Here is an 11,486-nt window from a genome sequence, read left to right as displayed (position 1 = left end):
GCCCCGTGCCTAGCGGATGTTCGGGTCGAAGGTGAAGATCACCAGCGTGCCCAGAAGGATGGTGAACACCGTGGCGGTGTACAGCAGGCCCTTGAGCCACAGGCGCGTGTTCGCGCGCTCCGCGTAGTCGTTGACGACCGTGCGGAGGCCGTTGGCGCCGTGCAGCATGGCCAGCCAGAGCATCAGCAGGTCCCAGACCTGCCAGAACGGGGACGCCCAACGGCCGGCCACGAAGGCGAAGCCGATCTTGGAGACGCCGCCGTCCAGGAAGAGCTGGATCAGCAGGTGGCCGAGGACCAGGACGACCAGGACGACGCCCGAGAGGCGCATGAAGAGCCATGCGATCATCTCGAAGTTGCCCCGGGTCGCCCGCGGCGTCCTGCCGGTGCGCTTGCGGGGGGCCTCGATGAACGGGGCCGGGTTGTCCACGTCGTAGTGGGGCGCGCCCTCGACGGGACCGATCGCGGACTGGGTGTCAGCGGACATGTGCGGCCTCAGCTCCCGAACAGTTCACGTGCGGCGTGGCCGAGGACGGGGTACAGCGAGCCCGCCATCAGCACGACCCAGATGCCCACGACGGTCCAGAGCATCTGCTTCTGGTAGCGCGGGCCCTTGGACCAGAAGTCCACGGCGATGACCCGGAGGCCGTTCAGCGCGTGGAAGAGGATGGCGGCGACGAGGCCGTACTCGAGGAGTGCGACGATCGGCGTCTTGTACGTGGCGACGACATCGTCGTACGCCTCGGGGGAGACGCGGACGAGAGCGGTGTCCAGCACGTGTACGAACAGGAAGAAGAAGATGAGGACGCCGGTGACTCGATGAGCCACCCAGGACCACATTCCTTCCCGGCCGCGGTACAGCGTTCCAGCCGGCACGGAAAAACCCTCCGGGAGCGGGGATCAGGGTCGGCCGGCTTCAGTGTCGGTCTGACCCGGCCGGGTACGGTCCACCGGCCCTGGTCATCGTAGCGACGACTCGTCGGTTCGCTCGCGCGGGGTCCATAGGTGTGATCAAAGAGGCACGGACGGGCTATCGCGTGCGCCCGGATCACCGCATTCCGGACGCCTTTACGGGGGTCGGGGGCGCGCCGACCCGGTGGGCGAGCCGGGAGCGGGTCAGCCGGCGCAGTTCGTCGGCGGCCGTCGCGCGCTCCTCGTCCGGTTCGTTGCCGAGCCGTGACCGGATGCCGGCCAGGACCCGGTCGAGCCGTTCCGTCGGCCGCACGCCGTCGAGGCTGATCACGAACGCGTGCCCGAACCTGCTCTCGTACGCCGCGTGGGCGGCCCGCAGCGCGGTGTGCGCGGCCTGCGGCGCGTCGGGGTGGGGAGCCGCCGAGGACTCGCCCGCCAGGGCCTCGTCGACGTCGGCGACGGACAGGTCGTAGCCGGCCTCGTCGGCCGCGGCGAGTAGCGCGTCGAGTGTCGGGTACGGGCGATGGGCGGCCACTCGTTCGGCCCAGCGACGGCTGCCGCAGCAGGTCAGCAGGAGTGCCACGGCCGCGCCGGGCGTCGCCGTGTTGAAGCGGGCCAGCCCGGTCGGTGCGGTGAGAGGGGTGGGGCCCGTGTTCTGGGCGGGTATGGCAGGGGAGCCCGGGGGACGGGACGGGACAGGGGTCTCGCGGGTCAGCGTGGGCTCCGTGAAGGGTGGGGTGGTTGTGTCACCACGCTATCGACGAGAGGAAAGAAGTGTCCGAAGGATGCGCGAATTTCACCCGGAAGGGAGAGTTTCGGAACATCTGATGGACGTCGTTGACCGTGCACCGAATGGACCTGTTCGTTCGTATGAGGGAGTATTTCGGGTGATGCGGTACTCCATACGTGGGCCCCACCGGGGCCCGACCCTGCTGGCGGCGGCGGCGACCCTGGTCGTCGTGACCGCCTGTTCCTCCCCGTCCGGCTCCGGTACGAGCGGCGAACCCTCGGCCGACGCGGCTCCGGCCACGTCGGCGCCGCCGAGCCCGACCCCCACCCCTACCCCCACGCCCACGCCCACCCGGACGTATCCCCTGTCCACGGCCCCGCGCACGGTGCCCGCCGTCCGCGCCCACGAGCCGGCCCGCGGTCCCGGCTGGCGTCCCGTGCCCGCCGCCGGCGTCGTCGTCGCCCGGGGCAGCGAGGCCCTCGCCGACGAGGGCCGCCTGCTCGCCGGCGAGCTGAAGATCCGCTACCGCGGCGCGGTCGCCGCCCGCCCCGGCGACGTCGAGCTCGCCCTCGGCGGCGCGGGTGCCGCCGAGTCGTACCGGCTGACCACCCGGGACAACCGGGTGCGGATCACCGGCCCCGACGAGGCCGGGGTGTTCTACGGCACCCGCACCCTCAAGCAGTCCGTGCGCGGCACCGGCGCGATGCCCGAGGGCGTCGTCGACGACGCGCCCGCCAAGCCGCAGCGGGGGCTGAACGTCGACATCGCCCGCAAGTTCTTCACCGCGAGCTGGATCGAGGGCCGGCTCCGTGAGATGGCCGACCTCAAGCTCAACCAGTTCGGGCTCCACTTCTCCGACGACCAGGGCTTCCGGATCGAGTCCGACACCCACCCCGAGATCGTCTCGGCGCAGCACCTCAGCAAGGCCGAGGTGCGCCGGATCCTCGCCCTCGCGAAGACCCTGCACATCACGGTCGTGCCCGAGATCGACTCGCCCGGGCACCTCGGCGCCGTCCTGCGCGCCCACCCGGACCTGCGGCTCCTCAACGTGCAGGGGGTCCCGCGCCAAGGAGCCATCGACATCTCCAAGCCCGGCTCCGCGCGGCTCGTCGACGAGCTGCTGCGCGAGTACGCCGGCCTCTTCCCCGGCGGCTGGTTCCACGTCGGCGCCGACGAGTACCAGGCGCTGACGGTCCGCTCCCCGGAGACCTCCTATCCGCAGCTGGCGACCGCCGCACGGCAGAAGTACGGCCCGCAGGCCAGGGTCCAGGACCTCGCGGAGGGCTGGCTCGACGACCGGGCGGCCGTGGTCCGCGACGCGGGCAAGACCGCGAAGGCATGGAACGACGGCTTCTTCCGGGGCGGGATCGTCACCGCCGACAAGGACATCGAGGTCGAGTACTGGACCGGCAAGGAGATCGGGGCGCGGCCGCCCGCCGAGTACCTGAGCGAGGGCCGCAAGGTCGTGAACCTGAACGACGAGTACCTCTACTACGTCCTCGGCCAGCCGAACGACTTCGTGTACCCGACCGGCCGGCGCATCTACGAGCAGTGGACCCCGCGCGTCCTGCGCGGCACGACGGCGGTGCCCGCGCGCTACGACGCGCAGATCCTGGGCGGCCGGTTCGCCGTCTGGTGCGACCTGGCGGGGGCGCAGACCCCGGCCCAGGTGGCGACCGGGATCCGGATGCCGCTGACGGCGACCGCGCAGAAGCTCTGGGACGCGCGGAAGCCGACGCTGACCTGGGAGCAGTTCCGGACGCTCGCCGCGCAGGTGCGCTGACCCGATCCGAGCCGCCCGGATCCGCCCGGACCGACCTGATCCGGGCGGCGTCCGACCCCTATGCAGCACGCCGGGACGACTGGCATGATTCCGGCCTCGCAGTGACGTAATCGCGCCAGGTGGCGCAGTAAGAGTCAGTACTGCGTCCGCAACGGGAGGCGTCCATGGCGTCGGCAACCTCGGCCACGAGCCGAAGCGTGCTGGAACTGATCGACCGGGCCGATGAACGGAGTCTGGCCGCGGCCGGTCTCGCCTGCCTGGACCGGTGTCTGCCCCTGCTCGCCCCCGAGGGGGCGGAGGTGCTGCGGCCCGTCTGGGCGGCGGTGGCCCGCGGCGACGGCGGCGCCTGGTGCGAGTCGCTCGCCAAGGCCCGGGGCGATCTGGACGAGGTCCCCGCGGGCGACGAGGCGGCCCAGGGGGTCCGGGAGATGCTGGCCGAGGCCCCCGCCGAGTGGGCGGCCGAGCCGCTGCGCGAATGGGCCTCCTCCTGCTCCCACGCGGCGCTCGCGCTGCACGGGCGGTACGACGGCGCGGGCGGCGCGACCGAACTGGTCGACCGCTGCCGGGCCGGCGACGCGGACGGGGCGGGCCCGCTGCTCGCCGGCGAACTGCGCCGCCAGCACACCGTCCTCGAATCCGTCGCCCACGGCCCGACCGGTCTGCGCCGGGCCCGCGAACTCTCCACCGAGGGCGGCCGCGTGCTCCGCGCGGTGGTCTCGCGCCGGGCACGCACCTCCTGACGGAGCTCCCGGGCGCACGCCCTCCGGCACGGAGCCCGGCCCGAACGGCCTGAACACCCGAGGCGGCGGCCCTCCGCGGACGATGTCCGCGGAGGGCCGCCGGCCTCCGGACCCTGCGCCTCCGGACTCCCGCGCCTCCGGCTCCTACGCCTCCGGACCCTGCGCCTCGATCGAGGCGATCGTCTCCGCGACGTCCCGCTCCGCCTGACCCTTGTCGAGGCCCAGACCGGAGAGGACCCCCTTGCCGTCCTCGAACTCCAGGAGCGCCAGCAGGATGTGCTCGGTGCCGACGTAGTTGTGGCCCAGGCGCAGTGCCTCGCGGAACGTCAGCTCCAGGACCTTCTTCGCGCCCGCGTCGTACGGGATGAGCTCGGGCACCTCCTCGGCGGCCGCCGGCAGCGTGGCCTCGACGGCCTCGCGCAGCCGCTCCGGGGTGACGCCGCGGCCGTCGATCCAGCGCGCGGCGAGACCCTGGGGTTCGGCGAGCAGACCGAGGGCGAGGTGGCCGGTGAGCGTCTCGGTGCCCCCAGCGGCCCGGGCCTCGTTGTGCGCGGCCACGACGACGTTCCTGGCCCGCGGGGTGAACCGGCTGAACCCCGCGTCGGGGTCCATCCTGGCGGCGTCCGTGTCCTTCGGGACGAACCGCTTCTGGGCCGCCTGCCGGGTGACGCCCATGCTCCTGCCGATGTCGGTCCAGGAGGCGCCCGAGCGCCGGGCCTGGTCCACGAAGTGGCCGATCAGATGGTCGGCCACGTCTCCGAGGTGGTCCGCCGCGATGACGGCGTCCGAGAGCTGGTCCAGCGCGTCCGTGTGGACCTTCTTGATCGCCTCGATGAGGTCGTCGAGGCGGACGGGGTGGCTCATGCCGACTGGTTTCGTCATGGTGCAACCCTAGGTTGACAGTAGAGGGGTGTCAACCTTCGGTTGACAGTGGATCGCCCGCCATGATGATCGTCATGACGACGACCGAGAACGCCGAGTACGCAGAGGGCGCCACCGCGCCGGGCATCACCGCCGACGACCTCCAGCACGCCGTCCGTCTCTCCCTCACCACCCTCCGGGCCGCTGCCGCCGCCGGCACCACCGCCGGCTGGGACCGGCCCGCCGGACCGCTGACCTGGAGCTGCTGGGAGACCGTCGAGCACCTCGCCGACGACCTCTTCGCCTACGCCGCGCAGCTCGGCCCCGAGAGTCCGCCGCTCGACGGGGAGGTGCCCTTCCGCTGGGAGCGCCGGCGCGAGGGCGGACCCGCCAACGTCACGTTCGCCGACCCCGCCGCCGGGCTCCCGGGTCTGCTCCAGGTCCTCGAGGCGTGCGGGGCGATGCTGACCGCCCTGGTCCGCACGACGCCGGCCGACCGGCGCTCGTACCACGGGTTCGGGATCTCGGACGCGGAGGGGTTCGCCGCCATGGGCATCGTGGAGACCCTCGTGCACACCCACGACATCGCGACCGGACTCGACGTCGCCTGGACGCCGCCCGCCGGGCTGTGCGGCCGGGTCCTGACCCGGCTCTTCCCCGACGCTCCCGCGGACACCGACCGTTGGGCCACCCTGCTGTGGGCGACGGGGCGCGGCGAGCTGCCGGGCCGGGAGCGGCTCACGTCCTGGCGCTGGTACGGCGAGGTCAGGGACACGCGCCCCGGGTCGTGAAGGAGGACGACCGGGGCCGCCACCCCCCACAGGAGAGGCCCCGGTCGCCGTCCGCCGGGGCCGCAGCACGGCCCCGTACTCCTATCAGCGCCGCGCATGCGTTTTCTGTCACACCGCACGGCGACCGCAGAAGGTTGCAGGTTGTACGAAGAGCGGACGAACATGGACCGGACGCACATGGACGGGATGCCGGGGTAGGACGTAGCGTGCTGCTGCGCGCCGGGCGGCGTGGCGGTGGTGACCAGCCGCGATGACGAACAGGTTGTGGGGAGTGCTGGGGGACGACGCGGAGCTGACGGCCGCTGTGCTCGCTGCGCAGAACGGGGACGAGGACGCGTTCCGTACTGTGTACCGCGCCGTGCATCCCCGGTTGCTCGGCTACATACGGACGCTCGTCGGTGACACCGACGTCGAGGACGTCGCCTCCGAGTCCTGGCTGCAGATCGCCCGTGACCTGGACCGCTTCAGCGGCGACGCGGACCGCTTCCGCGGCTGGGCGGCGCGCATCGCCCGCAACCGGGCGCTCGACCACCTCCGGATGAGGGGCAGGCGGCCCGCCGTGGGGGGCGACGAGACCGAACTCACCGACAAGCCGGCCCTGTCCGACACCGCGGACGAGGCCATGGAAGCGCTGGCCACCGGCCACACCATGAACCTGATCGCACAGCTGCCGCAGGACCAGGCCGAGGCCGTGGTGCTGCGGGTCGTCGTCGGCCTGGACGCCAAGAGCGCCGCCGACACGCTGGGGAAGCGCCCCGGAGCCGTACGGACCGCGGCGCACCGCGGTCTGAAGAGACTCGCCGAACTCCTGGGCGCCGACGATCCGGCCGCAGGTCAGCTGGGTGGCGTACCTCCGCAGCGCGGTCGCGGGCCGGAGGCCCAGGCCTCCGGCGGTGTGACGCAATCGCGCGCGCGGACGCAGAAGGACATGTGATGGCCGACGAGCGGTACCAGTGGCTCGACCAGGAGGCCGCGGAGCGGCTGCTCCGCGGCCTGCCGGTCGACCCTCTCGACGGTGACGCCCGCGACCAGGCCGAACGACTCGCCCACGCCCTCGACGCGGCCCGGCAGCCGGCCGTCGACCCCGCGGCGCGGGAGGAGCTCCCCGGCGAGGCGGCGGCCCTGGCCGCCTTCCGCCGGGCGACGGCGGCACGCGCCGCCATCTCCCTGCCCGCCGCCGCGGACCTCGCGGGGCCGCTGCCCGCGTCCGGCGCCGCCGAACTGCACGGGGTGCGGATCGGGCGGCTCCCCGCCGCCCGGCGGTGGGGACGCTCGGTCCGCTACGGGCTGGCCGCCGCGGTGGCGGCCGTCGCGGTCGGCGGCGTCGCCGTCGCGTCCGGTACGGGCCTCATCCCGACGCCCTTCGACGAGCCCCCCGCGCCCGCCGGCTCGGTCACGGTCGCGGACAGCCCCGAGCCGCTGGTCTCCGGCGGCCCGGACGACGGCTTCGGCACGGTCACCCCGTCCGCGCCGCCCTCGACCGACGACCTGCGGCCCGGCCCCTCCTCCTCGCCGTCCGCGCCCGGCGTGACCGAGACCCCCGGCGTGAGCGGCACGCCGAGCCGGGACACCCCGGAGCCGGGGAAGAGCAGCAAGGACACGGAGTGGGACGCCGGCGCCCTGCGCACCCGGATCCTCAAGGCGTGTCAGGACCTCAAGGACGGAAGCATCTCCGACAGCGACCGGCGCCGGCTCACGGACTCCGCGGAGACCGGCGAGACCGTGCGCCGCTACTGCGACCGGATCCTGGCCGGCGGATCCTCGGGCACCGCCGAGGGAAGCTCGGGACGCGCGTCCGGCGGTACGGGCGACTCGGGCGGCGACGGCTCCACGGGGAGCGGCGACCGGGGCGACTCCCGGGAGTCGGGCGGAACCACCGGGCGCGTCGGCGGGGTGAGCCGCACCGCGGCCGACGCCCCGGACGGCGGTTCCCTCTCGGCGGAGACCCTCCGGACGGCTCCCGCGCCGGTCCTCACGCTCGCCTCCGCGCCCGTGTGAGACGCGGGGTGTGACACTTTTCGGCCGCGCGGCGCAGTACTGAGTGAGCCGACTGGTCATCGGCCGCGCGAGTGAGCCGGGGTTCCCCCCGTACCTTCGGCTCCGCGCACGGCGCGGGTGGGACACGTTCCCCCGGTCCCACCCGCGCCCTCTCTTCCCCGCTGTCGCGGGTCGCGTCCTACCAGTGGACGACGACCTTGTCGCCGACCTTCACCTGGTCGAAGAGCGAGGAGACCTTGCCCCGGTCCCGGACGTTGACGCAGCCGTGCGAGGCGCCGTTGTAGCCCCGGGCCGCGAAGTCGGACGAGTAGTGCACGGCCTGGCCGCCGCTGAAGAACATCGCGAACGGCATCGGCGTGTGGTAGATCGTCGAGACGTGGTTGCGGCTCTTGGAGTTCACCTGGAAGGTGCCCTCACGGGTGGGGGTGTTCTCCGAACCGAAGCGGACGTCCATCGACGAGACGACCTTGCCGTCGATCATCCAGGCGAGCGTCCTGCTCTCCTTGCTGATGCACAGCACCCGGCCCGTCATGCAACGGGCGTCCGGCTTGTCCAGCTTGTTGGTGGTGGACGGCTTCAGCTCGTCCGCCGTCGGCTCGTGGGTCATGGCGACCAGCTTCTGCCAGGTCGTCTCGTCCACCGAGCCGGTCTCCGGCAGCTCCCGCTTCTTCTGGAAGCCCTTCACCGCGCCGCCGGTCATCGTGCCGTAGAAGCCGGTGGGGGCACGGTCGAAGTACCCGATCTGGCGCAGTCGCGCCTGGAGTTCGCGTACCTGCTTGTTCTCGTCGCCGTCCTTCATCAGCACCTTGGCGGCGGGCGCCGAGGAGCTGGGGGAGGCGGTCGTGGGTGCGTCGGACGGCTTGTCGTCCGACGGGGTCGACGCCTCGCCGGACGGCGAGGCGGGGGCCGAGGCCGAGGAGGAGGGCGCCGACGGACTCGCCGTCTCCTCCGGACCGGCTGCCTGTGCCTTGCAGCCGGTGACGACGGCCACGGCGACCGCGGCCACGAGTGCTCTGCGAATGACGGACGAACGTTGCATCGGACATGCCCCCCGAGACGTGTGTGTGTACTTATTGGATGCTTACCGGGGCCGCTTGGTTGCGCACCCCTGCAAAGTCCGGAGCATGCTGTGAGGAAGGTCCCAACGAGCGGCTCTCCACCCGCCGCACGGCCACGGCTACAGTCCGTCGCGAGGGTCGGTACCCACCAGTAGGTCTATCGGGAGGCACAGCAGATGGCGCGCGAGTCGGAATCCGGGCTGCCCATTGAGCCGGTCTACGGACCGGACGCGCTCGACGGGTGGGATCCGGCCGGGAAGCTGGGCGAGCCGGGTGCGTACCCCTTCACCCGCGGTGTGTACCCCTCGATGTACACCGGCCGGCCCTGGACCATGCGGCAGTACGCCGGCTTCGGCACCGCCGTCGAGTCCAACGCCCGCTACAAGCAGCTGATCGACAACGGCACGATGGGCCTGTCGGTCGCCTTCGACCTGCCGACCCAGATGGGCCACGACTCCGACGCCCCGATCGCGCACGGCGAGGTCGGCAAGGTCGGCGTGGCCATCGACTCCCTCGACGACATGCGCGTGCTCTTCGACGGGATCCCGCTGGACAAGGTCTCGACGTCGATGACCATCAACGCCCCCGGCGCGCTGCTGCTCCTGCTGTACCAGCTCGTGGGCGAGGAGCAGGGCGTCGCGGCGGACAAGCTGACCGGCACGATCCAGAACGACGTGCTCAAGGAGTACATCGCGCGCGGGACGTACATCTTCCCGCCCAAGCCGTCGCTGCGGCTGATCGCGGACATCTTCAAGTACTGCCGGGCCGAGATCCCGAAGTGGAACACCATCTCGATCTCCGGCTACCACATGGCGGAGGCCGGTGCCTCGCCCGCGCAGGAGATCGCGTTCACCCTGGCCGACGGCATCGAGTACGTCCGTACCGCCGTCGCCGCGGGCATGGACGTGGACGACTTCGCGCCCCGTCTCTCCTTCTTCTTCGTGGCCCGCACCACGATCCTCGAGGAGGTCGCCAAGTTCCGTGCCGCCCGCCGGATCTGGGCGAAGGTGATGAAGGAGGAGTTCGGCGCGAAGAACCCCAAGTCGCTGATGCTCCGCTTCCACACCCAGACCGCCGGTGTCCAGCTCACCGCACAGCAGCCCGAGGTCAACCTGGTGCGCGTCGCCGTCCAGGGTCTGGCCGCGGTCCTCGGCGGCACGCAGTCGCTGCACACCAACTCCTTCGACGAGGCCATCGCCCTCCCGACGGACAAGAGCGCCCGCCTCGCGCTGCGGACCCAGCAGGTCCTCGCGTACGAGACGGACGTCACCGCGACCGTCGACCCCTTCGCCGGCTCCTACGTCGTCGAGAAGATGACGGACGACGTCGAGGCCGCCGCCCTGGAACTGATGGCCAAGGTCGAGGACATGGGCGGCGCGGTGGCCGCGATCGAGCGCGGCTTCCAGAAGAGCGAGATCGAGCGCTCCGCCTACCGCATCGCGCAGGAGACCGACAGCGGCGAGCGGGTCGTCGTGGGCGTCAACCGCTACACGGTCGACGTCGAGGAGCCCTACGAGCCGCTGCGCGTCGACCCGGCGATCGAGGCGCAGCAGGCCGACCGGCTCGCCAAGCTGCGCGCCGAGCGCGACCAGGCGGCCGTGGACGCGGCGCTGACCGAGCTGAAGAAGGCCGCGGAGGGCACGGACAACGTGCTCTATCCGATGAAGGACGCACTGCGGGCGCGGGCGACGGTCGGCGAGGTCTGCAACGCGCTGCGCGAGGTCTGGGGCACCTACGTCCCCACCGACGCCTTCTAGGGGCCGTCTTGCCGATCTTGCCGGGCTCGATCCGGCCTGATCGACAAGACACCTCCTTAGGGCGCGTCAGGGCCGTTCGGCCCGGCCGGGCGCCCCGGCGGCGCCGATACGGAACGCCGCCGTCCGCCCTGCGAAACCCGAAAGCGGAGTGTCGCACCGGTGTGCGACACTCCGCCTCATGCTGGGTGTCATCGATCTGCCGACCTATCTCGCGGGCCTCGTCCTCATCATCCTTCTGCCGGGGCCGAACTCGCTCTACGTGCTGTCCGTCGCCGCCCGCAAGGGCACCCGGACCGGCTACCGGGCCGCGGCCGGCGTCTTCACCGGCGACGCGGTCCTGATGACCCTGGCCGCGCTCGGCGCCGCCTCGCTGCTCCAGACCACGCCGCTCCTCTTCATGATCGTGAAGTACGCGGGCGCCGGCTACCTGACCTGGATGGCGATCGGCATGCTGCGGGCGGCCTGGGCCATGTGGCGCTCCCGCGGCGAGGCGCGGACCGACGAGCCGGACCGGGAACCGGTCGCGGGGGAGAACCCGTACCGGCGGGCGCTGATCATCAGCCTCTTCAACCCGAAGGCCATCCTCTTCCTGATCTCCTTCTTCGTGCAGTTCGTCGATCCCGGATACGCCTACCCGGCGCTGTCCTTCCTGGTGCTCGGCGGCCTGCTCCAGATCGGCAGCTTCCTCTACCTGACGACGCTGATATTCGGCGGCACGCGTCTCGCCGCCGCCTTCCGCCGGCGCCGCAGGCTGTCCGCGGGGGCGACCTCCGCGGCCGGCGCGCTGTTCCTCGGCTTCGCGGCGAAGCTCTCGCTCAGCAGCGCCTGACCGTCCCGGCGCCGTGGACGTGCCCGGT

General features: G+C 72.3%; 12 protein-coding genes. 7 read left to right on the top strand and 5 right to left on the bottom strand.

Features of this window, described 5'->3' with window-relative positions; genetic code table 11:
• Window positions 1-9 precede the first annotated feature (9 nt).
• From ACGFZF_RS28470 to ACGFZF_RS28460, 3 genes are all read right to left on the bottom strand, one after another.
• Window positions 10-486, bottom strand: a complete 477-nt coding sequence (locus tag ACGFZF_RS28470) for a succinate dehydrogenase hydrophobic membrane anchor subunit (RefSeq protein WP_393558699.1) — start codon at window positions 484-486, stop codon at window positions 10-12.
• Window positions 487-494: 8 nt separating this feature from the next.
• Window positions 495-875 (bottom strand): succinate dehydrogenase, cytochrome b556 subunit, encoded by a 381-nt coding sequence (gene sdhC / locus ACGFZF_RS28465; protein WP_123954581.1) that lies wholly within the window; start codon window positions 873-875, stop codon window positions 495-497.
• 172 nt (window positions 876-1,047) lie between these two features.
• Window positions 1,048-1,626, bottom strand: a complete 579-nt coding sequence (locus ACGFZF_RS28460; RefSeq protein ID WP_393558896.1) for a 2-oxo-4-hydroxy-4-carboxy-5-ureidoimidazoline decarboxylase — start codon at window positions 1,624-1,626, stop codon at window positions 1,048-1,050.
• A 175-nt stretch (window positions 1,627-1,801) separates the two neighbouring features.
• Here ACGFZF_RS28460 and ACGFZF_RS28455 point away from each other — a divergent pair, with 175 nt between their 5' ends.
• Together ACGFZF_RS28455 and ACGFZF_RS28450 are read left to right on the top strand one after the other, a co-directional pair.
• Window positions 1,802-3,424: a glycoside hydrolase family 20 protein gene (locus ACGFZF_RS28455; protein WP_393558697.1), complete on the top strand. Its 1,623-nt coding sequence runs from the start codon at window positions 1,802-1,804 to the stop codon at window positions 3,422-3,424.
• A 164-nt stretch (window positions 3,425-3,588) separates the two neighbouring features.
• On the top strand, window positions 3,589-4,164 hold the full coding sequence (locus tag ACGFZF_RS28450) for a hypothetical protein (RefSeq protein ID WP_393558695.1): 576 nt from the start codon (window positions 3,589-3,591) through the stop codon (window positions 4,162-4,164).
• A 144-nt stretch (window positions 4,165-4,308) separates the two neighbouring features.
• On the opposite strand, the gene ACGFZF_RS28445 is transcribed toward ACGFZF_RS28450, so the two are convergent.
• Window positions 4,309-5,046, bottom strand: coding sequence for a Clp protease N-terminal domain-containing protein (locus tag ACGFZF_RS28445; protein WP_356599411.1), 738 nt, complete (start codon window positions 5,044-5,046; stop codon window positions 4,309-4,311).
• Window positions 5,047-5,120: 74 nt separating this feature from the next.
• Here ACGFZF_RS28445 and ACGFZF_RS28440 point away from each other — a divergent pair, with 74 nt between their 5' ends.
• The 3 genes from ACGFZF_RS28440 to ACGFZF_RS28430 all read left to right on the top strand — a co-directional run bounded on the left by ACGFZF_RS28440 (window position 5,121) and on the right by ACGFZF_RS28430 (window position 7,814).
• A complete protein-coding gene (locus ACGFZF_RS28440) occupies window positions 5,121-5,816 on the top strand; it encodes a DinB family protein (RefSeq protein ID WP_393558692.1) in 696 nt (231 codons plus the stop codon).
• 271 nt (window positions 5,817-6,087) lie between these two features.
• A complete protein-coding gene (locus ACGFZF_RS28435; RefSeq protein WP_393558894.1) occupies window positions 6,088-6,750 on the top strand; it encodes an RNA polymerase sigma factor in 663 nt (220 codons plus the stop codon).
• Complete coding sequence (locus tag ACGFZF_RS28430; protein WP_393558690.1) at window positions 6,750-7,814, top strand: hypothetical protein; 1,065 nt, start codon at window positions 6,750-6,752, stop codon at window positions 7,812-7,814. Before ACGFZF_RS28435 ends, ACGFZF_RS28430 begins: the two co-directional genes overlap by 1 nt.
• 178 nt (window positions 7,815-7,992) lie before the next feature.
• Here the strand turns inward: ACGFZF_RS28430 and ACGFZF_RS28425 are convergent, their stop codons facing one another.
• A complete protein-coding gene (locus ACGFZF_RS28425) occupies window positions 7,993-8,853 on the bottom strand; it encodes a L,D-transpeptidase family protein (protein WP_393558688.1) in 861 nt (286 codons plus the stop codon).
• Window positions 8,854-9,048: 195 nt separating this feature from the next.
• Between ACGFZF_RS28425 and ACGFZF_RS28420 the strand changes: the two genes are divergently transcribed.
• Together ACGFZF_RS28420 and leuE are read left to right on the top strand one after the other, a co-directional pair.
• Window positions 9,049-10,629 (top strand): methylmalonyl-CoA mutase, encoded by a 1,581-nt coding sequence (locus ACGFZF_RS28420; RefSeq protein WP_393558686.1) that lies wholly within the window; start codon window positions 9,049-9,051, stop codon window positions 10,627-10,629.
• Between the two features lie 178 nt (window positions 10,630-10,807).
• Entirely contained in the window at window positions 10,808-11,458 is a 651-nt protein-coding gene (gene leuE, locus ACGFZF_RS28415) for a leucine efflux protein LeuE (protein ID WP_393558684.1), read from the top strand.
• Window positions 11,459-11,486 lie beyond the last annotated feature (28 nt).

Origin of the sequence: Streptomyces sp. NPDC048338 (assembly GCF_043201055.1) — a bacterium.
Lineage (GTDB): Bacteria > Actinomycetota > Actinomycetes > Streptomycetales > Streptomycetaceae > Streptomyces.
The sequence above is the reverse complement of the archived record's forward strand: the minus strand, read 5'-3'. Positions and strand labels throughout refer to the sequence as shown.